The sequence below is a fragment of the Cryobacterium sp. BB736 genome, assembly GCF_014980265.1.
Classification (GTDB): Bacteria; Actinomycetota; Actinomycetes; order Actinomycetales; family Microbacteriaceae; genus Terrimesophilobacter.
On sequence record NZ_JABXWQ010000001.1, the window covers coordinates 1165585 to 1188747 of the forward strand.

At 66.8% G+C, this 23163-nt stretch carries 25 protein-coding genes; 18 read left to right on the forward strand and 7 right to left on the reverse strand.

Annotation, left to right across the window (positions count from 1 at the left end; all coding sequences use genetic code 11):
* Positions 1–43: 43 nt before the first annotated feature.
* The 4 genes from IRG63_RS05715 to glmM all read left to right on the forward strand — a co-directional run bounded on the left by IRG63_RS05715 (position 44) and on the right by glmM (position 3458).
* A complete protein-coding gene (locus IRG63_RS05715) occupies positions 44–973 on the forward strand; it encodes a tRNA pseudouridine(38-40) synthase TruA (RefSeq protein ID WP_168626875.1) in 930 nt (309 codons plus the stop codon).
* A 133-nt stretch (positions 974–1106) separates the two neighbouring features.
* Positions 1107–1553: a 50S ribosomal protein L13 gene (gene rplM / locus IRG63_RS05720; RefSeq protein WP_168626230.1), complete on the forward strand. Its 447-nt coding sequence runs from the start codon at positions 1107–1109 to the stop codon at positions 1551–1553.
* A 28-nt stretch (positions 1554–1581) separates the two neighbouring features.
* Entirely contained in the window at positions 1582–2079 is a 498-nt protein-coding gene (rpsI, locus tag IRG63_RS05725; protein ID WP_168626231.1) for a 30S ribosomal protein S9, read from the forward strand.
* Positions 2080–2096: 17 nt separating this feature from the next.
* Entirely contained in the window at positions 2097–3458 is a 1362-nt protein-coding gene (gene glmM, locus IRG63_RS05730) for a phosphoglucosamine mutase (protein ID WP_168626232.1), read from the forward strand.
* On the opposite strand, the gene IRG63_RS05735 is transcribed toward glmM, so the two are convergent.
* Positions 3447–3932 (reverse strand): DUF4383 domain-containing protein, encoded by a 486-nt coding sequence (locus IRG63_RS05735; protein WP_193509455.1) that lies wholly within the window; start codon positions 3930–3932, stop codon positions 3447–3449. The genes glmM and IRG63_RS05735 overlap by 12 nt on opposite strands.
* Positions 3933–4095: 163 nt before the next feature.
* Here IRG63_RS05735 and IRG63_RS05740 point away from each other — a divergent pair, with 163 nt between their 5' ends.
* Positions 4096–5358: a cytochrome P450 gene (locus tag IRG63_RS05740; RefSeq protein WP_193509456.1), complete on the forward strand. Its 1263-nt coding sequence runs from the start codon at positions 4096–4098 to the stop codon at positions 5356–5358.
* 163 nt (positions 5359–5521) lie between these two features.
* Here IRG63_RS05740 and coaA read toward each other — a convergent pair whose 3' ends face one another.
* Positions 5522–6469, reverse strand: a complete 948-nt coding sequence (coaA, locus tag IRG63_RS05745) for a type I pantothenate kinase (RefSeq protein WP_168626234.1) — start codon at positions 6467–6469, stop codon at positions 5522–5524.
* Positions 6470–6537: 68 nt separating this feature from the next.
* Between coaA and glmS the strand changes: the two genes are divergently transcribed.
* The 9 genes from glmS (at position 6538) to IRG63_RS05790 (ending at position 13516) form a co-directional block, all read left to right on the forward strand.
* Entirely contained in the window at positions 6538–8391 is a 1854-nt protein-coding gene (gene glmS / locus IRG63_RS05750; protein ID WP_193509457.1) for a glutamine--fructose-6-phosphate transaminase (isomerizing), read from the forward strand.
* Positions 8392–8394: 3 nt separating this feature from the next.
* Positions 8395–8775: a holo-ACP synthase gene (locus IRG63_RS05755; protein WP_193509458.1), complete on the forward strand. Its 381-nt coding sequence runs from the start codon at positions 8395–8397 to the stop codon at positions 8773–8775.
* Positions 8772–9896, forward strand: coding sequence for an alanine racemase (gene alr, locus IRG63_RS05760; RefSeq protein ID WP_193509459.1), 1125 nt, complete (start codon positions 8772–8774; stop codon positions 9894–9896). Before IRG63_RS05755 ends, alr begins: the two co-directional genes overlap by 4 nt.
* Before the next feature lie 29 nt (positions 9897–9925).
* Complete coding sequence (tsaE, locus tag IRG63_RS05765; RefSeq protein ID WP_193509579.1) at positions 9926–10366, forward strand: tRNA (adenosine(37)-N6)-threonylcarbamoyltransferase complex ATPase subunit type 1 TsaE; 441 nt, start codon at positions 9926–9928, stop codon at positions 10364–10366.
* 29 nt (positions 10367–10395) lie between these two features.
* Positions 10396–11013, forward strand: a complete 618-nt coding sequence (tsaB, locus tag IRG63_RS05770; protein WP_193509461.1) for a tRNA (adenosine(37)-N6)-threonylcarbamoyltransferase complex dimerization subunit type 1 TsaB — start codon at positions 10396–10398, stop codon at positions 11011–11013.
* Positions 11010–11504, forward strand: a complete 495-nt coding sequence (gene rimI, locus IRG63_RS05775; RefSeq protein WP_193509462.1) for a ribosomal protein S18-alanine N-acetyltransferase — start codon at positions 11010–11012, stop codon at positions 11502–11504. The genes tsaB and rimI overlap by 4 nt, the downstream gene beginning before the upstream one ends.
* Positions 11501–12544: a tRNA (adenosine(37)-N6)-threonylcarbamoyltransferase complex transferase subunit TsaD gene (gene tsaD, locus IRG63_RS05780; protein ID WP_193509463.1), complete on the forward strand. Its 1044-nt coding sequence runs from the start codon at positions 11501–11503 to the stop codon at positions 12542–12544. The genes rimI and tsaD overlap by 4 nt, the downstream gene beginning before the upstream one ends.
* Positions 12545–12679: 135 nt before the next feature.
* On the forward strand, positions 12680–12985 hold the full coding sequence (locus IRG63_RS05785; RefSeq protein ID WP_168626241.1) for a DUF4190 domain-containing protein: 306 nt from the start codon (positions 12680–12682) through the stop codon (positions 12983–12985).
* Positions 12986–13054: 69 nt separating this feature from the next.
* Positions 13055–13516, forward strand: a complete 462-nt coding sequence (locus tag IRG63_RS05790; protein ID WP_168626242.1) for a DUF4190 domain-containing protein — start codon at positions 13055–13057, stop codon at positions 13514–13516.
* On the opposite strand, the gene IRG63_RS05795 is transcribed toward IRG63_RS05790, so the two are convergent.
* Entirely contained in the window at positions 13513–14688 is a 1176-nt protein-coding gene (locus IRG63_RS05795) for a class I SAM-dependent methyltransferase (protein WP_168626243.1), read from the reverse strand. The genes IRG63_RS05790 and IRG63_RS05795 overlap by 4 nt on opposite strands.
* A 150-nt stretch (positions 14689–14838) precedes the next feature.
* Between IRG63_RS05795 and groES the strand changes: the two genes are divergently transcribed.
* The 4 genes from groES (at position 14839) to IRG63_RS05815 (ending at position 18880) form a co-directional block, all read left to right on the forward strand.
* Positions 14839–15135: a co-chaperone GroES gene (groES, locus tag IRG63_RS05800; RefSeq protein ID WP_168626244.1), complete on the forward strand. Its 297-nt coding sequence runs from the start codon at positions 14839–14841 to the stop codon at positions 15133–15135.
* Between the two features lie 82 nt (positions 15136–15217).
* Positions 15218–16135 carry an EamA family transporter RarD gene (gene rarD / locus IRG63_RS05805; RefSeq protein WP_193509464.1) on the forward strand — a complete coding sequence of 306 codons (918 nt, stop codon included), beginning with the start codon at positions 15218–15220 and terminating at the stop codon, positions 16133–16135.
* 46 nt (positions 16136–16181) lie between these two features.
* Positions 16182–17417, forward strand: a complete 1236-nt coding sequence (locus tag IRG63_RS05810) for an ABC transporter substrate-binding protein (protein ID WP_193509465.1) — start codon at positions 16182–16184, stop codon at positions 17415–17417.
* A 182-nt stretch (positions 17418–17599) separates the two neighbouring features.
* A complete protein-coding gene (locus IRG63_RS05815; protein WP_193509466.1) occupies positions 17600–18880 on the forward strand; it encodes an ABC transporter substrate-binding protein in 1281 nt (426 codons plus the stop codon).
* A 170-nt stretch (positions 18881–19050) separates the two neighbouring features.
* On the opposite strand, the gene IRG63_RS05820 is transcribed toward IRG63_RS05815, so the two are convergent.
* The 4 genes from IRG63_RS05820 to IRG63_RS05835 are packed head-to-tail and all read right to left on the reverse strand — an operon-like array spanning position 19051 to position 23011.
* A complete protein-coding gene (locus IRG63_RS05820) occupies positions 19051–19788 on the reverse strand; it encodes an ABC transporter ATP-binding protein (RefSeq protein WP_168626248.1) in 738 nt (245 codons plus the stop codon).
* The gene (locus IRG63_RS05825) at positions 19785–20765 is read right to left on the reverse strand and encodes an ABC transporter ATP-binding protein (RefSeq protein WP_193509467.1); all 981 of its coding nucleotides are present in this window, start codon (positions 20763–20765) and stop codon (positions 19785–19787) included. The genes IRG63_RS05820 and IRG63_RS05825 overlap by 4 nt, the downstream gene beginning before the upstream one ends.
* The gene (locus IRG63_RS05830; RefSeq protein WP_193509468.1) at positions 20755–21741 is read right to left on the reverse strand and encodes a branched-chain amino acid ABC transporter permease; all 987 of its coding nucleotides are present in this window, start codon (positions 21739–21741) and stop codon (positions 20755–20757) included. The genes IRG63_RS05825 and IRG63_RS05830 overlap by 11 nt, the downstream gene beginning before the upstream one ends.
* Before the next feature lie 4 nt (positions 21742–21745).
* Positions 21746–23011 (reverse strand): branched-chain amino acid ABC transporter permease, encoded by a 1266-nt coding sequence (locus IRG63_RS05835; protein WP_370566193.1) that lies wholly within the window; start codon positions 23009–23011, stop codon positions 21746–21748.
* Positions 23012–23163: the final 152 nt, after the last annotated feature.

A 23163-nucleotide genomic window follows, 5' to 3' on the forward strand; every position in this document is an offset into this window, starting at 1 on the left:
GCGGCGGCGATTCGAGTCACCTGAATAGACTCTGGGCGTGAGCATGCCAGAGCCCGAAACCGCCAGCGGCGATCTGACGCGGGTGCGGCTCGATCTCGCCTATGACGGCACTGATTTCCGGGGCTGGTCTCGCCAGCCGGGCTTGCGCACCGTGCAAGGAGTGCTCGAGGGAGCGCTGGCGACCGTGTTCTCCCGGCACCCACCAGCGCCGCTGCTCACGGTAGCGGGGAGAACGGATGCCGGGGTGCACGCTCTCGGCCAGGTCGCGCACCTGGATCTGACGCCGGACCAGCTCGGCAGCCTCAGTCGTCCGGCGCGCGGGCGCACCGCCGACCGCCGGCAGCACGGCCCCCAGATACTCGCGCGACGATTGAACGGCATCCTGGGTCCGGCCTCTGACGTCGTGCTGCATCGCTCAAGTGTCGCGCCGCCCGGATTCGACGCTCGCTTTTCCGCGGTGTGGCGACGCTACGAATACCGGATCGACGATGCGCATGGCGCGCGCAGCCCGCTTCAGCGCGCGTTCACGCTCTGGCATCCCGCGCCCCTTGACGAGCACCGGATGGACGCTGCCGCACGCTCCCTCACCGGCCTGCACGACTGGGCCGCCTACTGCAAGCCGCGCGAGGCAGCGACGACCATCCGGACGCTGCAGGACTTCCGTTGGCGGCGCGACCCGGACGGCGTGCTCGTCGCCAGCCTCGAGGCAGACGCGTTCTGCCACAGCATGGTGCGCGCGCTGGTCGGCGCGTGCATCGCGGTCGGTGCCGGAACGCTGGATCCCGAACGGCTCGCAGGGATCCGGGACGAGCGGATGCGCACCAGCGAATTCATCGTCGCCGCGGCACGCGGGCTCACCCTGCTTGAGGTCGGCTACCCCGACGACGTCGAACTCGAGGCGCGTGCGGTGCAGACCCGCGCTCGCCGCGAGCCGATCGCGTTTGACCGGCCCGGTTCCGTCGACTATTCTTGACCCTTGGTGTTCGCACGACTGCTGCACCCGAAGTTGAGCCCTCCACCGGAAGTGTTCTGCGCGTCTCTCGCACGGAACAGCCACGGAGTGGGATTCACGAACGACTCCCTTCGATTAGAAAGCGGTATTCGCTGTGACGCGTACCTATTCGCCCAAGCCGGCTGACATCCAGCGCGACTGGCTCGTTGTCGACGCGACCGACGTCGTACTCGGCCGTCTCGCCAGCCACGTCGCAACCCTCCTGCGCGGCAAGCACAAGGCATCCTTCGCTCCTCACATGGACATGGGTGACTTCGTGATCGTCGTGAACGCGGACAAGGTCGCGCTCACCGGCTCCAAGCTCGAGAAGAAGAAGGCCTACCGCCACTCGGGTTACCCCGGCGGCCTCACCGCCACCAGCTACTCGGAGCTGCTCGAGAAGAACCCGGCTCGCGCCGTCGAGAAGGCGGTGCGCGGGATGCTTCCTAAGAACTCGATCGGCCGTGCCCAGTTCGGCAAGCTCAAGGTGTACGCAGGCCCGGAGCACCCGCACGCTGCTCAGCAGCCCAAGCCGTACACCCTCACCCAGGTCGCGCAGTAACGCCGACGAGCAAATAAGGACTTTGACAATGGCGAAGATCGCAGATTCCATCGAGACCACACCGGAAGAGGCTGTCAGCAGCTTCTCCACCGAGACCCCGGCCGAGGCTGCCCCGGCAACCCCGCGCGCGGTGCTGAACGTTTCCGGCGCGGCAGTCGGCCGCCGCAAGCAGGCCATCGCCCGCGTGCGGCTCGTTCCCGGCAGCGGCACGTTCACCGTGAACGGCCGTCCGCTTGAGGACTACTTCCCGAACAAGCTGCACCAGCAGCTCATCAACGACCCGTTCAAGGTGCTCGATCTTCTCGGCAGCTACGACGTGGTCGCGCGCATCACCGGCGGTGGCCCCTCCGGCCAGGCCGGCGCACTGCGCCTCGGCATCGCTCGCGCGCTCAACGAGATCGACCGCGAGAACAACCGCCCAACCCTCAAGAAGGCCGGCTTCCTCAGCCGCGACGCGCGCGTCATCGAGCGCAAGAAGGCCGGTCTGAAGAAGGCGCGCAAGGCTCCTCAGTTCTCGAAGCGCTAGAGCTGCCGGCAGCGCACATGCCACGGCTTTTCGGCACAGACGGGGTCCGGGGTCTCGCCAACGAGACCCTGACCGTCGAGCTTTCGCTCGGCCTCGCGCAGGCTGCTGCGGTCGTGCTCGGCCAGGGACGACACGCTGACGGTCGACGCGCATCCGGGCGCCGCCCGGTTGCGGTGCTCGCGCGCGACCCGCGCGTCTCCGGCGAGTTCATCTCGTCGGCGATCGCCGCTGGTCTGGCGAGCTCCGGCGTCGACGTGCTCGACGCGGGCGTCATCCCGACCCCGGGTGCCGCGTTCCTGGTGGCGGACAGCAACGCCGACTTCGGTGTCATGGTCTCGGCGTCGCACAACCCGGCACCCGACAACGGCATCAAGTTCTTCGCGGCCGGCGGCCGCAAGCTGCCCGACGAGGTCGAGGACCGGATCGAGGCGGCACTCGCCTCATCGCCGCTTGCCCCGCGCGGATCAGAGGTCGGTCGCATCCGTCGCTTCGCCGACGCCGAGGACAGGTACCTCGTGCACCTGCTCGGAACCCTGCCGAACCGGCTGGACGGGATCCACGTCGTGCTGGACTGCGCCAATGGCGCCGCGGCCGGCGTGTCCCCGGATGCCTTCACCAACGCCGGCGCGAAGGTCACCGTGATCGGTGCAGACCCCGACGGCGTCAACATCAACGACGGTGTCGGCTCCACCCACCTCGACCAGTTGGCCAAGGCGGTCGTCGAGCATGGCGCCGACGTCGGCATCGCTCACGACGGTGACGCCGACCGCTGCCTCGCGATCGACCACGCCGGCAATGTCGTCGACGGCGACCAGATCATGGCGATCCTGGCCCTGTCGATGAAGCAGCACGGCCTGCTCGTCGACGACACGCTCGTCGCGACCGTGATGAGCAACCTCGGCCTCCGCATCGCGATGGAGGAGCACGGCGTCCACCTGATCGAGACCAAGGTCGGCGATCGCTACGTGCTCGAGGCCCTCAACGAGAAGCACCTGAGCCTCGGCGGCGAACAGTCCGGCCACGTCATCATGACCAAGTACGCCACGACCGGTGACGGCATCCTGACCGGCCTCCAGTTGCTGGCCGTGATGGCCGCGACCAACAAGCCGCTGGCGGAACTCGCCTCGGTGATGACGGTGTACCCGCAGGTCATGGTCAACGTCAAGGACGTGCGCCACCACGACCTGCACGCGGACGATCACATCGCGTCGGAGGTCCAGAAGGCGCAACAGGCTCTCGGTGACACCGGTCGCATCCTGTTGCGCCCCTCCGGCACCGAGCCGCTCGTTCGTGTCATGGTCGAAGCGGCCGAGCAGGTCATCGCTCAGCGCATCGCCGACGAGATCGCGGCCGTTGTGCGCGAGCGTCTAGCTAACTGACCCCTCCGCGGTCCTGGTCGGCATGCGCCGGCTGAGGAGCACGCCGAGAAGGATCATCGCGATCCCAAGGATGAGGTGCAGCCAGTCGTCTGCATCGTTGAATGGCACGAAATTGGCGGCCGACGCCTCGTCCACGATGAGGCCGTACAGCCACAGCACCAGGTAGATGACACCGCCGATGATCAGGTACCAGCGCGACCACGACCACCGAGCAGCGAGCCAGACACCGAGGATGCCGAACAGCAGGTGCACGAGGTTGTGGAAGATTGACACCTGGAAGATGCCGAGCAGCAGCGCCTCGGATTCGTGGCCGGCGAACATCATGGTGTCGATATTCGTGGTCACGCCGGGAATGAATCCCAAGATTCCTACCAGCAGGAAGACGATCCCAAAGATGAGCGCTGCCTTCTGGAGGGGGGTCTCTGCGTAGCGCTCCGTGTAATTGTTCGCGCCGCGTGCCGACTCTGTAGCCATGTTTCTCTCCGTTTCATCATTGAAATGTGTGACATGAACTTGCTTGTCGGTCCTTCTTGCGCTCACGCTTGCACCGCCGAATTATGGTCATCTGTGTGGTGGCTGAGCACTGACTGTGGGGGCCCAGCGAGACCCGCGCACTCCCAGTGCCGGTGGAGGCGCGATGGCAACACTGGGGCTCATGGCGTTGGACGGTGCGGCGCGACAGAACGGGATACCGGCGTTGCCCACGCCCGATTCGTCGCTCGGTTTCCTGCGCGACGGCTACCTTTTCGGGGCCCGGAGGTTCGAGCGTGTCGGCGGGGACGCATTCCGCACGCGACTCCTCGGACGACCCGTCACCGTCATGCGGGGGGCGGATGCGGCGCGCACTTTCTACGAGGGGGGCCGGTTCGGGCGTGAGCGTGCCATGCCGGCATCCGTGCTCCATCTGCTGCAGGACGAGGAGAGCGTGCAAAGCCTGGATGGCGCCGCGCACCTCGAGCGGAAGAGGATGTTCCTCGAGCAGGTGAACGCGCCGGAGAGCCTCGAGCGCGCACGACGCCTGCTGGTGGAGGAGTGGCGGGGTATCGCCGGCGACCAGGTGGTGCTCTACGAGCGCATCAACACGGTGCTCACCGGGGTGGCGCTGCGCTGGGTGGGAATCAACCCCAGCCGAGTGGGCCTGCCTGCGCTGACGACGCAACTGACCGCGATGATCGAGAACGCCGGCCGGTTCGGCCCGCAGAACTGGGCCGCGCGCGCCATGCGGCGCAGCACCGAGGCGTGGGCGAAGCGTGTCGTCGCTGCCGAACGCACCGCGCTGACCGGTCACGACACCATCCTCGGCAGCATCAGCTCGTACACCGAGGACGGCGAGGTGCTGACGCCGGAGGTCGCCGCCGTCGAACTGCTGAACGTGCTGAGGCCAACGGTCGCGATCGGGCGGTACATCGTGTTCGCGGCGCTCGCCCTGCACCGGCGACCCGGCTGGAGACGCGCGTTCGCAGGCGGTGACCTTGACCGCATCCGTGGTTTCGTCGATGAGGTCAGGCGGTTCTACCCGTTCTTCCCGGTGATCGGCGGCCGTGCGTTGAAGGGGTTCAGCTGGCATGGCCATGACCTCCGGAGGGGCGACTGGGTGCTGCTCGACCTGTACGGCACCAACCACGATGAACTGCTGTGGCCGGATGCCGGCAAGTTCCAGCCGAAACGGTTCGACTCGTTCGACGGCGACCGCAACGCGCTCATCCCACAGGGCGGAGGCGAGCAGGAGACCGGGCATCGCTGCCCAGGGGAACAGGCGACCATCGACCTCATGGAGCAGGCGGTGGTGCTGCTTGCCACCACCCACTACCGGGTGCCGGAGCAGGACCTCAGGGTGAGCCTGCGGCGCTTCCCGGCGCTGCCGGAGAGCGGCTTCATCATGGAAGGAGTGCGGGCGTGACCGCTCGCGGCGTGGCGGACGGCCACCCCCCGTTATGCAGGACTTTCACCTCGTTTTCGGGCCGTTTATTGACCACTGAGCCCGTTCGCCGCCGAATGTCCTGCACAACAAGGAATGGTCCTGCACAACAGGGGCGGCGTGCTGGAGTGGGCGCCGGGCGCCTCTAGATCTTCCGCAGCAGGATCGTGTTGACGGTGTGCTGCGAGTCCTTGCGCAGCACGAGCTTGGCGCGTGAGCGCGTGGGCAGCACGTTCTGCAGCAGGTTCGGCTCGTTGATGCGGTGCCAGATGTCCCTCGCCATCGCGCGCGCTTCCGCCTCACTGAGCCCGGCGAACCGGTGGAAGTACGAGGACGGGTTGGCAAAGGCGCCTTGCTGCAGCTTCATGAAGCGGTCCTCGTACCAGCGCGCGATGTCCGACGTGCGCGCGTCGACGTAGACCGAGAAGTCGAACAGGTCGCTCAGGGCGAGCTCGTGCCCCGCCGCCGGAGGCTGCAGCACGTTCAAGCCTTCGACAATCAGGATGTCCGGACGGCGAACGACCACCTCGGCGTCGCCGACGATGTCGTAGCGCAGATGCGAATAGAAGGGAGCCCGCACCTCGGAGGCACCGGACTTCACCTGGGTCACGAACCGGAGCAGCGCACGTCGGTCGTACGACTCGGGGAAACCCTTCCGCTCCATCAGGCCACGCCGCTCCAGCTCCCGGTTGGGGAACAGGAAACCGTCGGTGGTGACCAGCTCGACGCGGGGCGTCTCATCCCAACGGGCAAGCAGCTCGCGCAGCACCCGCGCGATCGTCGACTTGCCGACTGCAACAGAGCCGGCGACGCCGATCACGAACGGCGTGCTCTGACTGCGCTGCCGCAGGAAGCTGCTCGTCGCGGCGTGCAGCCGCTTCGCGCCGACCGCATACAGGCTGATCAGCCTGCTGAGCGGCAGATAGACATCCGACACCTCCCGCAGGTCGAGCACGTCGCCGAGACCGCGCAACTCGACGAGTTCCTTGGCGGTCAGTGGTTGTTCGGTGGTCGGCGCCAGCTCTGCCCAGGTCGCTCTCGCGATCTCCTGGTACGGGGTCAGGTGGCCGGCCCCGTTGGAGGGCTCAGGCATTGACAAAAAGCCTACTAGTGACACGGGACGCCTTCACGTCCAGACTTGGTGGCATAAAATCGTTCACCATGTGCGGAATCGTGGGTTACGTCGGGAGCGACCAGAGCATCGAGGTGCTGCTCGGCGGACTCAAGCGCCTGGAATACCGGGGCTACGACTCCGCGGGAATCGCTGTCCTCGACGGGACTGGCCGGCTCGAGACGCGCAAGCGCGCCGGCAAGCTGCAGATGCTCGTCGACGAGATCGAGCGCTCGCCGATCCCCAACGGCTCCACCGGAATCGGGCACACCCGCTGGGCGACCCACGGCGGCCCAACCGACGACAACGCGCATCCGCACCTCAGCAACGACGGCAAGCTGGCGCTCATCCACAACGGCATCATCGAAAACTTCGCGCCGCTGCGCGACGAGCTTGTCGCAGCGCATCCGGAGACCGTGTTCACGAGCGAGACCGACAGTGAGGTCGCCGCAAAGCTGGTCGGATACGAGTACGAGAAGACCGGCGACCTGACCGAGGCGCTGCGGCGGGTCGTTGCCCGGCTTGATGGCGCATTCACGCTGCTGGTCATGCACCAGGACCACCCGGGCGTCGTCGTCGGCGCTCGCCGCAACTCGCCGCTCGTGATCGGCCTCGGCGAGGGCGAGAACTTCCTCGGCTCGGACGTCGCGGCGTTCGTCGAGCACACCAGCCGCGCCGTCGCGCTGGGTCAGGACCAGCTCGTGACGATAACACCGAGCACATTCACCGTCGTCGACTTCGACGGGAACCCGGTCGAGACCCAGGAGTTCGAGGTGTCGTGGGATGCGTCGGCGGCCGACAAGGGCGGCTGGTCCAGCTTCATGGCCAAGGAGATCGCCGAGGAGCCAGACGCGATCGCAAACACCCTGCTCGGCCGCGCGGTCGACGGGCTTGTCGAGATCCCGGAGCTCGAGGAATTCGCCAACGAGCTCGGCCAGGTCAACCGCATCGTCATCGTCGGCGCAGGCACCGCCGCGTACGCTGGAATGCTCGGTCAATACGCCATTGAGAAGTGGGCGCGCGTGCCCGTCGACGTGCAACTGGCGCACGAATTCCGCTACCGCGACCCGGTCATCGACGATCGCACCCTTGTCGTGTCGATCAGCCAGTCCGGCGAGACCATGGACACCCTGCTCGCGGTGCAGTTCGCCAAGAGCCAGGGCGCACGCACCCTGTCGATCTGCAACACCCAGGGCGCCTCGATTGCGCGGGAGTCGGATGCCGTGGTCTACACCCACGCCGGCCCTGAGGTCGCCGTCGCGTCGACCAAGGCGTTCGTCGCCCAGGTGACCGCGCTGTACCTCTTCGGGATGCACCTCGCCCGCCTGCGCGGCACCCTCGACGAGCCGGAACTGCGCCGGTTGTTCGACGAGCTGCACGCCATCCCGGAGAAGCTTGGCGTTGTGCTCGAGCAGCACGACAAGATCCGCGAGCTCGCGCACTGGATGAGCGACACGCGATCCGTGCTGTTCCTCGGACGCCACGTCGGCTACCCGATCGCCCTCGAGGGCGCGCTGAAGCTGAAGGAGCTCGCCTACATCCACGCCGAGGGCTTCGCGGCCGGTGAGCTGAAGCACGGCCCGATCGCGCTGATCGAGCCCGGCCAGCCGGTCTTCGTGCTGGTGCCGAGCCCGCGCGCGAAGGACTCTCTGCACGGCAAGGTGATCAGCAACATCCAGGAGATCCGCGCTCGGGGCGCACGCGTGCTGGCCATCGCGGAACAGGGAGATGCCGCAGTGCTGCCGCACGCGGATGTCGTCTTCCACATCCCGCTGGCATCCACGATGTTCGAGCCGCTGCTGTCGGTCGCCCCGTTGCAGATCTTCGCGATGGAACTGTCTGCGGCGAAGGGGCTTGACGTCGACCAGCCCCGGAACCTCGCCAAGTCAGTCACCGTGGAGTAGGCGGTGATCGTCGGCATCGGCGTTGACGTGGTCGATTTGGCCCGTTTCGAGCGCGCCGCCCGGCGAACTCCTGCGCTTCTCCCACGTTTGTTCGCTGACCGCGAACGAACGCAGGGCGGACGTGAGCTATCCCTTCATTCGCTGGCCGCCCGATTCGCCGCCAAGGAAGCGCTCATCAAGGCGATCGGACACTCCGATGGCGTGTCCTGGCACGACATGGCGGTCTCCGCCGATGACCGCGGCAACCCGCACTTCGAGGTCTCAGGGGGCGCGGCCGAGCTTCTGGTCGAGCTGCGAATCGACCGCCTGCACCTCTCGATGTCACATGACGCGGGGATCGCGATAGCGTACGTCATGGCCGAATCCGCGAGAACTTCGAAGTGAGCGGGCTGCACCGCGAAGCAGTAGTCGACCTCGACGCCATCGCAAGCAACGTTGAGACACTGCGCGCCACCATCGGCACCAAGCACCTGATGGCCGTCGTCAAGGCGAACGGCTACGGTCACGGCGCGCTCCCGGTCGCCCGCGCCGCCCTCGACGGCGGCGCCGACTGGCTTGGCCTCGTCGACATCGCCGAGGCGCTCGAGCTGAGGGGTGCCGGCATCTCGGCGCCGCTGCTGGCGTGGTTGCACGGTCACGACGAGGACTTCCGGATGGCGGTCGAGTCAGGGGTGGACGTTGGGATCAGCTCGCTCGAGCAGCTGGAACTGGCGGCATCCGCGGCATCCCGTGACGGTATCGCGCACGTGCACCTGAAGCTCGACACCGGACTGCACCGCAACGGAGTTCCGGCAGAGCAGTGGGAGCCGGTCGTGCAGCGCGCGGCCGAGCTTGAGCGCGCAGGCAGTATCCGCGTACGCGGCCTGTTCAGCCACCTCGCGAACGCGAGCCCGGACGACGATGCCCACCAGGTGGCGGCCTTCGTCCGGGGTCTGGAGGCGGCTGAGGCTGCTGGACTCTCGCCGCAGCTACGGCACCTGGCGTCTACCTCGGCGGCTCTTGCGCTGCCGGGCACGCGCTTCGACATGGTTCGGACCGGCATCGGCATCTACGGGCTGTCACCGTTCGAGGATCGACCGTCCGCCGAGCTCGGACTGGTCCCGGCGCTGGAACTCGCCTCGACGGTCGTCGCAGTGAAGCGGGTCCCGGCCGGCGGCGGCGTCTCCTACGGCTACCGCTTTCGGGCGGAGACCGACACCACTGTCGCGCTCGTCCCCCTCGGCTACGGCGATGGCATTCCGCGGTCGGCCTCCGGTCGCGGGCCGGTCGGCATCAACGGGCAGGTGCACACCATCGCCGGCACGATCGCGATGGACCAGGTGCTCGTCGACATTGGCGACGCGGATGTGCGCGTCGGCGATCGCGCGGTGTTCTTCGGCGACCCGGCGACCGGGGTGCCGTCGGTCGATGACTGGGCGCACGCATCCGACAGCATCAACTACGAGATCGTCACGCGGCTCGGCAATCGGATTACTCGCACCTACCGGGGAGGGAGCGCCGGGTGATCGAACTGCGGATCAGCACTCCGGAGGAGATGGAGGCGCTCGGCGCCCGCATCGCGAGCAGGCTGGAGGCGGGCGACCTGGTCGTGCTCAGCGGCGAGCTGGGCGCCGGCAAGACCACGCTGACCCGCGGGCTCGGTGAAGCGCTCGGCGTGCGCGGCACCGTGACGAGCCCGACCTTCGTGCTCGCGCGCACGCATCCGCGCGGCGACCCTCTCCCCCCGCTCGTGCACGTCGACGCCTACCGACTGGGCAGCGCGGCAGAACTGGACGACCTGGACATCGACTACCCGGGCTCGATTGTCGTGGTCGAGTGGGGCGCGGGGATGCTCGATGGTGTCGCCGAGTCCTGGCTCGAGGTGGACATCGAACGGCCGACCGGCGCAAGTGCGGCCACGGATGACTCGTATGCCGAGCCCCGTTCGGTGGCCATCACCGGGCATGGTCCCCGCTGGGCGGACCTTCGCCTCTAGCCGCACACGCGGGAAGTTAGGCTTGACGGATGCTGCTCGCCATCGACACCTCGGCCGGGAGCAGTGTCGCCATCGTCGACCGGGACGCCGGAGTGCTCGCCCACCGGAGCGTCGAAGACACCCGCAAACACGCGGAAGTCATCGGTGACCTGATCCGCGAATGCCTCGCGGAGTCCGGCATCGCCACGAGCGCTCTTTCCGGAGTCGCGGTCGGCATGGGACCCGGCCCATTCACCGGCCTGCGCGTCGGGATCGCCGCCGCTGAGACCTTCGCATTCGCCGCGGGCAAGCCAGTCGTGCGCGTCGTCAGCCACGACGCCGTCGCCTTCGGCTGGTACGCCGACGGCAACACCGGAGCGCTGCTCGTCACCACGGATGCGCGCCGTCGCGAGGTGTACTGGTCCGAGTTCAGCGGCGCGGACGACGTCGGTCTCCCGGTCCGCGCAGCCGGCCCCGCAATCGCGAAGCCAGATGAGCTGACGACCGGAGCCCACCGTCTGGACACGCACTGGGTGTCCGCGGCATCCGTCGGCCTGCTGGCCGAGCGCATCTACCAGCACGGGCGGGACTTCGCTGCGCCAGAGCCGGTATACCTGCGCTCGCCCGACGTCACCCTCTCCGCCGGCCCGAAGCGGGTGACCACATGACCTGGCAGCTGCGCGCCGCAACCCCCGCCGACCTCGACGGCATCATGCAGCTGGAGGACTCGATCTTCGAAGCCGACGCGTGGTCGAGGGACAGCATGCTGGATGAGCTGGCGAGCGAGCATACCCGCTACCTGGTCGCCCACCGGCCGGAAGCCGACATGCTCGACGCCTACGCCGGCATGCTCATGCCGCGCGGCTCGACCGAGGCGGACATCCAGACCATCGCCGTCGCGCCCGCCGCCCGCCGGTCCGGTCTCGGCCGCACGCTCATGCTCCAGCTCATCCACGACGCGCGGCAGGCCGGCGTGCGCGAGCTCTTCCTCGAGGTGCGCGCCGACAACCCGCCCGCCCAGGCGCTGTACGAGTCGCTGGGCTTCGAGCGGATCGGCGTGCGCACCGGCTACTACCAGCCCGACAATGTCGACGCGATCGTGATGCGGCTGACGATCCCGGATGCGCGGACCGTCCCGACGATCGGCGGCGGAGCGTGAACGCCCCACTCGTGCTCGGCATCGAGACAAGCTGCGACGAGACCGGGGTGGGGATCGTGCGCGGCACCGAGCTGCTCGCCAACGTCATCGCGTCGTCGATGGACGAGCACTCACGCTACGGCGGCGTCGTCCCGGAGATCGCCGCGCGCGCCCACCTCGAGGCCATGATGCCGACGCTGAAGGCAGCGCTCGCCGAAGCCGATGTCACCCTCGACGACCTCGACGCGATCGCCGTCACCAGCGGCCCCGGACTCGCCGGCGCCCTGATGGTGGGCATCGGCGCCGCCAAGGGGCTCGCCCTCGCCACCGGCAAGCCGCTGTACGCCGTGAACCACCTCGTCGGGCATGTCGGAGCGGACGTGCTGAGCGGCGAACCGCTCGAGCAGCCGACCGTCGCGCTGCTGGTCTCCGGCGGCCATACCTCTCTATTACTGGTGCGCGATCTGGTCTCCGATGTCGAACTCCTCGGCGAGACCATCGACGACGCGGCGGGGGAGGCCTTCGACAAGGTCGCCCGGCTGCTGTCGCTGCCGTATCCGGGCGGCCCGCACATCGACCGCGCGGCCGCCGCCGGTGACCCGGGCGCAATCCAATTCCCGCGCGGCCTCAGCCGGCCGAAGGACCTCGAACGGCACCGCTACGACTTCTCGTTCTCCGGGCTGAAGACGGCCGTCGCCCGCTGGGTTGAGCAGCGACGCGACGCCGGGGAGGGCGTGCCGATCCCGGATGTCGCGGCGAGCTTCCGCGAAGCCGTCGCGGACGTGCTCATCACGAAGGCCGTGGCCGCCTGCAACGACCTCGGCGTGCCGAGGCTGCTGCTCGGCGGTGGCGTCGTGGCCAATGCGCGCGTGCGCGAACTGGCCGAGCAGCGATGCGCAGAGCACGGAATCACCCTGCGCATCCCACCGCTGTCGCTGTGCACCGACAACGGCGCGATGATCGCCGAAGTGGGGGCGCAACTCGTGATGGCCGGACATGAGCCATCAAGCCTCGACTTCGGGGCCGACTCGACCCTCCCGGTCACGCAGATTCAGGCTTGAACGCACCGCTCTAGCCTCGCGACACACCGTCGCTACGCGATTGACAGCGTTCGCGCGGGACTGCCACTATGACTTGTGCCATCTCCGGCACCTGCCGAAATCCCGGCACACCCACCAATCACAGGAGCTTCCAGCATGACCGAAACCACGCCTGCGCCGCAGCCGACTCCGTACACCACGGCTGCTCCCGCCGAGCAGAAGACCAACGTCCTCGCGATCGTCTCACTCGTCTCCGCGTTCTTCGTCTCCCTCGTCGCGATCATCACCGGCCACATCGCCCTCAAGCAGATCGCTCAGACCGGTGAGAACGGCAAGGGCCTGGCGATCGCCGGCCTCATCATCGGCTACGTCGGCCTTGTTGTCGGCCTGATCTTCGTCATCCTGTGGTTCGCTGTCTTCGCCACGTTTGCGACCGCCGGCGTCAGCGTCTCGACCTTCTAGTTCACCAGAGCCGGGCCGCAGTCCCCCCGCGGGGACTGCGGCCTTTGCTTTTGCCCTAGTCTGTCGTGCATGACCAACGAGAACGACGCGCCCGCTCAGCCCTCCGCCGTGCAGCCTCCTGAGGCGCCGCCCGTGATCGCTCAGCCAGCGCCGCCGTCGCCATACGCTCAGGCGCAGGTCACTCAGCAGCCCGTGAACAACCCGTACGCGCAGAACCCGTATGCCACACAGCCGTACAACGCGAATTACGGCGCTCCGCAGGACGCCAAGGGGCTCAGCATCGCGTCCATGGTCATCGGCATCGTGAGCCTTGTGCTGATGTTCTTCTACATCGGCTGGCTCACCGGCATCGCGGCGGTGATCTTCGGACACATCGCGATGAAGAAAGAGCCCGCGGGCAAGGGCATGGCGCTGGCCGGCCTGATCACCGGCTACGTGGCCATCGGGTTGAGCCTGATCTTCCTCATCTTCGCCGTGCTGTTCTTCGGCTTCTTCATGTTTGCGCTCACCGGCGCCGCGACGTCCGTCTAGTCGCGCTCGGCGAGCACAGCGCGGTGTCGCCCGGCGATCCGGGTGATTATGAGCGTCGCCGAATGCTCGCCCTTCGGCGCGAGCTTCTTGCGCAGCTCGGCCGGGTCGATATCGGCTCCGCGTTTCTTGATCTCGAGCGTCCCGATCCGGCGGGCTGCCAGCTCGCGCTTCAGGGTCTTGACGTCGAACGGGAACTCCTCGACAACGCGGAAGCGTGAGGCGAACGGCGAATCGACTGCCGCATCCGACGTAAGCCAGGCGATCCGCTCGCTCACCATCCGAGCGCCGATCCTTCTGGCCAGGTCGCCGATCAGGCGTGCCCGGATGACTGCGCCATCCGGCTCGTACAGGTACTCGCCCAGCTGGCCGAGTTCAGCGTCCGCGCTGTCCTCGGCTGCGGTCAGCTCGGCCGCGCCATGCGGACCGATCACCAGGGCGCTGCGCCGGATGCCTGACCTCGCCACCGCGCCAAACCACAGCCCGAGCTCGACCACCTCCCCGGCGTCCGAGATCCATTGCGCCTCTGCGTCCACTGGAATCAGGTCACGATCGATCGCGGGGGAAAGCTTGATGCCCGTCGGCTTCTGCCGGGCAACCTCGAAGGCGAAGTCGAGGGAGGGAGTCCAATCGGCCGGGTCGACCAGCCGCCGCGCCCCGGAACGACGGGCAGGGTCGAGGTAGAGGGCGTCGAACTCGGCGATGCCGATGTCCTCGGCGTCGGTGTTGATCACCGTCGAATCCGGCCAGGGCGCGAGGTTGTACGCGGCAATGGCAGCCGTCACCTCGTCCCGCTCGATTGCGGTGACCTTGAGGTCGATGCCCGCCATCGCCATGGCGTCGACGCCGATGCCGCAGCCGAGGTCGGCCACATGCGGCAGCCCGGCCGCGCGGAAGCGCTGCGCGTGCAACGCGGCGATCGGCAGCCTGGTCGCCTGCTCCAGCCCGGGCTCGGTGAACAGCATCCGGTCGGCGAACGGACCGAGCTTGTGCCTGGCCCGTCGTCGCAGCTTCGACTGGGTCAGGACCGCGGCGACCAGCTCGGGTGAGCGTCCCTCCTTGCGGAGGCGGTCGACCGTGCGCACGACGTCGTCGGTGCTCTCGTATTCGGGAAGCGAATCCAGCAGCCGCAAGCCCTCGGCCGACAGCAGCACGATGAGCTCGCTCTTGTCCATCCGGCTATTCTTCCAGCGGCAGGTCACGTTCTGTCGTTGGCACTCGGATTGACCGAGTGCCAGTCCGCGCCGTACAGTAGTTTTTGGCACACTCGCAGTGAGAGTGCTAACCCACGAATTTCGCACGTTCTGAGAAAGAAGAGGTCAACCGTGTCGGTGTCCATCAAGCCGCTCGAAGATCGAATCGTCATCAAGCAGGTCGAGGCCGAGCAGACCACTGCATCCGGTCTGGTCATCCCTGACACCGCGAAGGAGAAGCCCCAGGAGGGCGAAGTCGTCGCGGTGGGCCCCGGCCGCATCGATGACAACGGCAACCGCGTTCCGCTCGACGTCGCAGTCGGCGACCGAGTGATCTACTCCCGCTACGGCGGTACAGAGGTCAAGTACGGCGGCGAGGACCTGCTCGTGCTGTCCGCGCGCGACGTTCTCGCGGTCGTGGAGCGCTGACACCAGCCTTTCGATAAGGGGCTCGTCCTTCGGGACGGGCCCCTTTCGCGTTTAGGACCCGCATGGGCGGTAGCCTCGGGGAATGCAACAGACGGCGACTTCCGGGCGCGCGGGAGCGCTGTATGCGGTGGGCGCCTACGGGCTCTGGGGTGTCCTCCCCATCTACTTCGTGCTGCTGCTGCCAACAGGCCCGATCGAGGTCGTCGGCTGGCGGATCATCTTCTCGCTGGTGTTCTGCGCCGTGCTGCTCACGGTCACCCGAGCGTGGCGTGCGCTCATTGCGATCGTGAGGCAGCCACGACTGTTCTTCACCCTCGGCCTCGCCGGACTGCTGATCGTCATCAACTGGCAGGTGTACGTCTACGCCACCCTGAACGGCCAGGTCATCGAGACGTCGCTCGGCTACTTCATCAACCCCATCGTCACCGTCCTCCTCGGGGTGCTGCTGCTTCGCGAGCGGCTCCGCGCCGCACAGTGGGTCGCCGTCGGCATCAGCGGGATTGCGGTGCTGGTGATCGCGATCGGGTACGGCGTCTTCCCGTGGGTCTCGCTGGCCCTCGCGTTCTCGTTCGGGCTTTACGGCTTCGTGAAGAAGCGCGTCGGCCCGCGCGTGGATGCGGTGAGCGGCCTCACGCTCGAGACAGCGTGGCTCATCCCTGTCGCCATCGGTCAATTGTGGTTCGTCTCCGCGACATCCGGCCTCGTCTTCGGCAACGCGGGCGCCGCCAACGTCGTGCTGCTGCTCGCATCCGGTGTCATCACGGCGGTTCCGCTGCTTCTGTTCGCGGCAGCGGCCAGGCGCCTTCCCTTGGTCTACATGGGCCTGTTCCAGTACCTCGCCCCGGTGCTGCAGTTCATCGTGGGCGCGTTCATCCTGCACGAAGCCATGCCCCTTGAGCGGTGGATCGGCTTCGCCCTCGTCTGGGTCGCACTCATCGTGCTGACCACCGACATGCTCGCGAGCGGTAGGGCACGCCGCGCCTCACCGCTGCCCGGTTGATGCTTCGGTAGTGTCCTCTCGAAACCCCACAACGAGAGGACCGGTATTGTCGCGCGCAATCGCCCTGGTGACCGTCGCGGTGCTGAGCATCGGCCTGGTCGCCTGCACCTCCGAACCGGCGCCAGTCCCAGAGCCGACAGCGACCCCCACGCCCGTGCCACCCTCCGGTGACGGGGTCCTGCGCTTCGGCACCCTGTTCCCAGTGACCGGCGAGTTCGCGTTCATGGGCTCCGCCCAACTGGCGGGGGTCGAGCTGGCGGTGCGCGAGCTGAACGAGTTCGGCGGGGTGAACGGCAAGCCGGTCGAGGTGTTCCACCGGGACTCTGCGGATGCCTCGAGCGAGACGGCCGAGGCGTCCTTCGGCGAGTTGGCGGGCAAGGGCGTTGACGTCGTGATCGGCCCGTCCGTGTCGGTACTCGCCGAGCGGGTGCTGCCGCTCGCCGTCGAGGCCGGCATCCCGCTGATCTCCCCGGCCGCGACCGACCCGCGGCTCAGCGCGCACGCCGAGACCGGGATGTTCTTCCGCACCATCCCGTCAGCTGCCCTGCAGGGCGCGGCGATCGCCGGCCTGATCGGCGGCACCGTCGCCGTCATCTACTTCGACGACGAACCGAGCCTCGCGGTGCGCAATTCGCTCGTGAACGCCAGGCCTGCGGACACGGTCGTCGCGGACGTGAAGATGACCGCATCCGCGTCGCCGGCGAAGATCGTCTCCGAAGTGAAGGCTGCGAAGCCGGATGTGGTGGTGCTGGCCAGCCCGTTCAGCCAGGCCGAGCAGAACCAGGCCGTGATCGCGGCGCTGACGGCCGCGCGACTCGGCGGCGAGAGGCTGTGGTTGACGAGCCAGAGCCTCGCCGACTACTCCCAAACGCTGCCAGCGGGAGTCCTCGCGTCGGTGGGCAGCCTGCGCGAGGGTGCGGAACCGGATGACGCCTTCGTCGCCCGCGTTCGGGCATCCGACCCGCGCGTCACGGACTTCCGCTACGCCGCGGAGGCCTACGACGCGACGATCCTCGCGGCGCTCGCTGCGGTGCTGGCGGATGACGATGGTGGACCGAGCATCGCGGCATCGCTGCGGGATGCCTCAGCGGGCGGCATCACCTGCACAAGCTACGGCGAATGCCTCGACGTGCTGACCACCGAGGATGACATCGACTACGACGGCGTCTCCGGACCGCTCGAGCTCGACGCATCCGGAGATCCGATGATGGCTCACTACAGCCTGTTTCGGTACGGCCCCGACAACAAATACGCCCGCTACGACGGCGTGTTTGCGGGCTGACTACAACGATCAAGCCCCCATCGGGGGGCAGAATGAGCGCATTTGATCGCGTAACGGTAACGATTGTGCGCTGTTATGGCGCTGTAACCCGGATGTGTTGTGCCCACGCCGGAATGACAATACCTTTACGTCAACGGCAGTGGCTGCTGCCGTGTTAGCACACTCGAAACGCAAGGAGCAACATGAGCGTATTTGCGAAGGCCAAGGCCTCCCGCTCAAAGTCCCTGAAGTCCGTTCTCGGTGGGATCGCAATGGTCGGAGTCGGAGCATTGGTGCTCGCAGGCTGCACGCCGACTGAGAACCCCGACGGCCCGTCGGGCCCGACCGAGCAGCTCACCCTGAAGATCGGCACACTTCTGCCGCAGACGGGATCACTCTCCTTCCTCGGCCCGCCCGAGGAAGCTGGTGTCGCGCTGGCCGCCAAGGAGATCAACGAGGCGAACCTTGGCATCACGGTGGAGATCACCTACGGTGACTCGGGCGACCCGGACAACAAGGCATACGCAACGGCCGTCCCAACCCTGCTGAGCGCGGGCGTGTCTGCGATCATCGGTGCTGCGGCATCCGGTGTCTCGAAGCTCGTGATCGACCAGATCACCGGTGCCGGCGTGATTCAGATCTCACCCGCGAACACGTCCCCGGACTTCACGACGTGGGATGACGACGGCCTCTACTGGCGCACTGCGCCGTCCGACCTGCTGCAGGGTGAGGTTCTCGGCAACCTTGTCGCAGAGGAGGGTGCAAGCAGCCTCGGGATGATCGTCATCAACGACGCCTACGGAACCGGACTGGAGAAGGTCACGGCCGAGACGTTCGAGAACGCGGGCGGCACGGTTGTGGCCACCGAGTACTTCAACGACGGTGACACCAACTTCAGCGCGCAGATCTCGACCGTGCTGGCCCAGGACCCCGACGCGATCGCCCTGATCACGTTCGACCAGGCCTACACGATCCTGCCGGCGCTGAAGGACCAGGGCTACGACATGTCGAAGGTCTACCTCGTTGACGGCAACACCAAGCAGTTCGGCGCCGACCTGCCCGCCGGCACCGTCGAGGGCGCCACGGGCATGGCCCCCGGACCGTCGCTTGCCGACGACTTCCAGGACCGCCTGAACGACGCCTGGCAGACCGAGCTCGATGGCGCTGAGCCGCTGTCGGACTTCCTGTACGCGGCTGAGTCGTACGACGCTGTCATGCTCCTCGCGCTGGCTGCGCTGGCCGCCGGTTCGACCGACGGTGCCGACATCGCTGCCAAGCTGCAGGAGGTCTCCGGTGGTGGAGACGACCCGGGTGAGAAGGCTACCGACTTCGCGTCGGCAGCTCAGATCATCCTCGACGGCGGCAAGGTCGACTACGACGGCTACTCGGGCGGTATCAAGTTCGACGACGCCGGAGACCCGACCGACGCCACGATCGGTATCTTCAAGTACGGGGCCGACAACATGCACACCCGCACCAACTAGTTGATGCGCAAAGAAGGGCCCCGCCACAAGGCGGGGCCCTTCTCCTGTTGTCAGGCAGCCGCAGCGGCTAGTAGGCAGCCGCAGCAGACGCCACGCTGCGCGCCTGGCGCTCCAGCAACGGTGAGGGGCCCCGCCATCCGGCGGGGCCCCTCACCGTTCACGTGCTCCGCTTAGGCGACTTCCTCGCCCAGGGTGCCGAGGTACAGGCTGATGACCTTGGGGTCGTGCAGCAGTTCCCGACCGCTGCCCGTGTAGGCGTCCCGGCCTTGATCGAGCACGTACGCACGGTCTGCGATCTGCAGGCACCGGCGCGCGTTCTGCTCGACCATGATGGTCGTCACGCCGGCCTTGTTGATCTCCGAGACCCGGATGAATGCCTCATCCTGGCGCACAGGCGAGAGGCCCGCGGAGGGCTCGTCGAGCAGCAGGACCTCGGGGTCCATCATGAGCGCGCGCGACATGGCCACCATCTGGCGTTCACCGCCGGAGAGGGAGCCTGCACGTTGCTTGAGTCGGGACTTCAGCTCGGTGAACAGGGACGTAACGAACTCGAGGCGCTCGTTGTAGATCTTCGGGTTCTGGAAGAGCCCCATCTGCAGGTTCTCTTCGATCGTGAGTGTCGGGAAGACGTTGTTGTTCTGGGGCACCATCCCGACACCCCTCGCGACAAGCTTGTCCGCGGGCAGGTCGGTGATGTCCTCCCCGTTCAGGGTCATCGAGCCGCCGCGGACGTGCACCTGACCGAAGATGGCCTTGAGCAGCGTTGACTTGCCGGCGCCGTTGGGTCCGATGATGCCGATGAGCTCGCCCTTGTGCGCGGTGAGCGAGCACCCGGTGAGGATGTTCACGCCGGGCAGGTAGCCCGCGACGAGGTCCGTTACCTCGACAACCAGTTCGCTGTTGGTCACGGCTGCACCTTCTCTTCCTGGATGTCGTCACCCGGTCGGGTGGTCGACCCGGCCTCCGTCTGGAGCGCCTCCTCGACGATGTCGTCGACAAGGTGGTCTTCATGGATGACGTCGATTCGGCCGGTGACAACGCCCAGATCGGTGTCGAGGTGACTGCCCAGGTAAGCGTCGATGACGGCGAGGTCCTTCATCACTTCATCCGGTGGTCCCTCGGCGACGATGCGGCCCTCAGCCATGACGACCACCCAGTCGGCGATGTGACGGACCATGGCCATGTCGTGTTCGACGAAGAGGACGGTCATGCCCGAGTCCTTGAGACCAAGGATGTGGTCGAGGAGTGACTGGGTGAGCGCCGGGTTGACGCCTGCCATCGGCTCGTCGAGCATCACCAGAGTCGGGTCGCTCATGAGAGCGCGCGCCATCTCGAGGAGCTTCCGCTGGCCGCCGGACAGGCTCGCGGCGTAGTCGTCCTTCTTAGTGTCGAGCTTGAAGCGCTCGAGGAGGGCCAGCGCCTTCTCCTCGATCTCCTCCTCCTGCTTCCTCCACAGCGCCGGGATGAGCCCGTTCCAGAACTTCTCGCCCGCTTGGTTCTTCGCGCCCAGCTTCATGTTCTCGAGCACCGTCAGGAGCGCGAGGGACTTGGTCAGCTGGAAGGTGCGGACCTGGCCAAGTTGCGACACCTTGAACGCTGGAATCCCGGCGAGGTTCTTGCCGTCGAACTCCCACGTGCCCGTGTCCGGCTTGTCGAAGCCGGTCAGCAGGTTGAACAGGGTTGTCTTGCCGGCACCGTTCGGCCCGATGAGCGCGGTGATAGCGCCGCGCGGGATCTCGAGGTGCTCGACGTCGACCGCCTTGAGGCCACCGAACGAGCGCGTGATGTTGTCGGCGACGATGATCGGGTCGACCTTCGGCACGCCGGGGCGGATCTCGCCGACGTGCAGTCCGGTCGACTTGATACGTGGTTGGTTAGCGGGCATTGAAGGTCATCTCCTTCTTGTTGCCGAGAATGCCTTGCGGACGGAATGCGACGATGAGAATCAGCGCGACTCCGACCAGGATGTAACGCAAGTTCCCCGCCTGAGATGGGTTGTTGAGGCCGGGGATCATGCCCGTGGATGCCAACGCGGGGAGCACGTTCGCGAGGAACGCCATGATCAGCCAGTAGAGCAGCGAGCCGAGCACCGGACCGAAGATCGTTGCCGCGCCACCAAGGAGCAGGATCGTCCACAGGAAGAACGTCAACGACGGCAGGTAGTACGCCGGGACCACCGCCGACGGCAGTGCGACGACGAATCCGCCCAGCGCGCCGAGGACACCACCGAGCACGAGGACCTGCATCTTGTACGCGAACACGTTCTTGCCGAGTGCGCGCACCGCATCCTCGTCCTCTCGGATGCCGCGAACTACGCGACCCCACGGGCTGCGCATGACCAGCCAGACGACGAGAAGTGCGATGCCGAGCAGGATCAGGCCGAACACGCGCACCCAGAGGTCCGTCGCCGACCAGGTCCACGGCCCGAAGCCGTACGTGCCGGGCGGGAACGGGTTGGCGGAGCGGAAGCTCTCGTGGTACCCGCCTAGGCCGTCGGCGGAGTTTGTGTAGTCATCGAAAATCGTCGACTGGAACAGCAGCCGCACGACTTCCGCCGCAGCGATCGTCGCGATTGCGAGGTAGTCGGCGCGGAGGCGCAACGTCGGCAAGCCGAGGATGAGCGCGAACACGACCGCGGCTGCCACGCCGACCAGCAGTCCGCCCCACCAGGGGAAGCCAAACGTGAGCACCGAGATCGCGTAGCCGTACGCGCCGAGCGCCATGAAGCCGGCCTGGCCGAAGTTCAGCAGGCCGCCGTAGCCGAAGTGCACCGCGAGGCCGAGGGTGGCGATCGCGTACGCGATCGTCTCCGGCATGAATACCCACGCGAGCGTGTTGTTGAGAATCAATCCCCAGTCCATGGTGCTAGCCGATCCTCTCTCGACGACCCAGGATGCCCTGAGGTCGGAACAACAGCACGACGATCAGGACCGTCAGCGCGCTCACATATTTGATGTCGGATGGCAGCCACAGGGTTGACACTTCGACCATGAGGCCGACGATGATCGATCCCAGGAGTGCGCCGAACGCGGTCCCGAGACCGCCGAGCACGACTGCGGCGAAGATCAGCAACAGGATCTGCCAGCCCATGTCCCACCTGATCCCAGGGCGGAAGTATGCCCACAGCACGCCGGAGAGGCCAGCAAGCGCGGACCCGAGGATCCAGATGATCCGCACCACGCGATCGACGTTGATGCCGGAGGCGGCGGCCAGCGACGCGTTGTCGGAGATGGCCCGAGTCGCCTTGCCGGTGCGGGTGTTGATCAGCCAGTATGCGACGCCGATCAGCACAGCGAGCGAGACGCCCATGCTGATCATGTCCGTGATCGAAAGCTTGATCGGCCCCAGGAGCTGGATCTTGGTCGAGCCCGGGTTCGGCAGCTGGAAGACGCCCCCGCCATAGAAGAAGAGATAGACGTAGCGAAGCCCCAGGGAGAGACCAATGCTGATGATCATCAGCTGCACGACGCTCAATCCGCGTTTTCGCATCGGTTTCCAGAGCCCGATGTCCTGCGCGAGCCCGAACAGTCCGGCGAGGATCACGGCGATGGGGATCGCTATCCACATCGGGAACGCGAGGTGCACGCCGAAGGTCAAAGCCATCAACGCCCCGAAGGTGACCATTTCGGCGTGCGCGAAGTTCGAGATGCCGGTTGTGCCGAAGATCAGAGATAGGCCGATCGACGCGAGCGCGAGCATGAGGCCGAAGTTGAGGCCGTTCATGATGCGGCCGGCGAGCTGTTCGCTGAACGGCGTGACCTGCCGCACACCCTCGCCGAGGAAGAAGTTCACTGTCGCGTTGTTCGTCAGGCCGAACTCGGCTTCCTTCGTGGCGCTTCCCTCAGCGACGATGACGCCTTTGGGGAGGGTCTCTTCGTCCAGGGTGATCGTGTACGTCTCGTCCTTATCGGGAACGCCTACACGCCAGCGCCCGTCCTCCCCGGTGACCACCTCGGCGTCGTACCCGCCGCCCTCCACTGTGATCCGGACGTCGGCAAGTGGCTTGTCCTCGAACTTCACGTTGCCGCTGAAGATGAAGTCGTATTCGTCGGTTCCGACCTCATCGGCGAGAGCCGGGGACGCGACGAACGTTGACAGGGTAATCGCCGCGAAGACGGCAGCAAACAGCAGACTTAAGCGTCTGACTGGTCGTTGGCGTACTCGGGCTCGGGGTCGACCAGGAACGTGCACAAGACCTCCAAGACGTCGCCAGCGAGCAGGCCGAGTCGGCATGGTTCTGGCTTCGTCATCGTTGACGATACGTGCCGATTATGGCGTAACTG

Coding starts and splice junctions, on each gene's coding strand:
- IRG63_RS05715 (WP_168626875.1), top strand. CDS start 44: ATGCCAGAGCCCGAAACCGCCAGCGGCGATCTGACGCGGGTGCGGCTC.
- rpsI (WP_168626231.1), top strand. CDS start 1,582: ATGGCGAAGATCGCAGATTCCATCGAGACCACACCGGAAGAGGCTGTC.
- glmM (WP_168626232.1), top strand. CDS start 2,097: ATGCCACGGCTTTTCGGCACAGACGGGGTCCGGGGTCTCGCCAACGAG.
- IRG63_RS05735 (WP_193509455.1), bottom strand. CDS start 3,932: ATGGCTACAGAGTCGGCACGCGGCGCGAACAATTACACGGAGCGCTAC.
- IRG63_RS05740 (WP_193509456.1), top strand. CDS start 4,096: ATGGCAACACTGGGGCTCATGGCGTTGGACGGTGCGGCGCGACAGAAC.
- coaA (WP_168626234.1), bottom strand. CDS start 6,469: ATGCCTGAGCCCTCCAACGGGGCCGGCCACCTGACCCCGTACCAGGAG.
- glmS (WP_193509457.1), top strand. CDS start 6,538: ATGTGCGGAATCGTGGGTTACGTCGGGAGCGACCAGAGCATCGAGGTG.
- tsaE (WP_193509579.1), top strand. CDS start 9,926: ATGGAGGCGCTCGGCGCCCGCATCGCGAGCAGGCTGGAGGCGGGCGAC.
- tsaB (WP_193509461.1), top strand. CDS start 10,396: ATGCTGCTCGCCATCGACACCTCGGCCGGGAGCAGTGTCGCCATCGTC.
- rimI (WP_193509462.1), top strand. CDS start 11,010: ATGACCTGGCAGCTGCGCGCCGCAACCCCCGCCGACCTCGACGGCATC.
- IRG63_RS05785 (WP_168626241.1), top strand. CDS start 12,680: ATGACCGAAACCACGCCTGCGCCGCAGCCGACTCCGTACACCACGGCT.
- IRG63_RS05790 (WP_168626242.1), top strand. CDS start 13,055: ATGACCAACGAGAACGACGCGCCCGCTCAGCCCTCCGCCGTGCAGCCT.
- IRG63_RS05795 (WP_168626243.1), bottom strand. CDS start 14,688: ATGGACAAGAGCGAGCTCATCGTGCTGCTGTCGGCCGAGGGCTTGCGG.
- rarD (WP_193509464.1), top strand. CDS start 15,218: ATGCAACAGACGGCGACTTCCGGGCGCGCGGGAGCGCTGTATGCGGTG.
- IRG63_RS05815 (WP_193509466.1), top strand. CDS start 17,600: ATGAGCGTATTTGCGAAGGCCAAGGCCTCCCGCTCAAAGTCCCTGAAG.
- IRG63_RS05825 (WP_193509467.1), bottom strand. CDS start 20,765: ATGCCCGCTAACCAACCACGTATCAAGTCGACCGGACTGCACGTCGGC.
- IRG63_RS05830 (WP_193509468.1), bottom strand. CDS start 21,741: ATGGACTGGGGATTGATTCTCAACAACACGCTCGCGTGGGTATTCATG.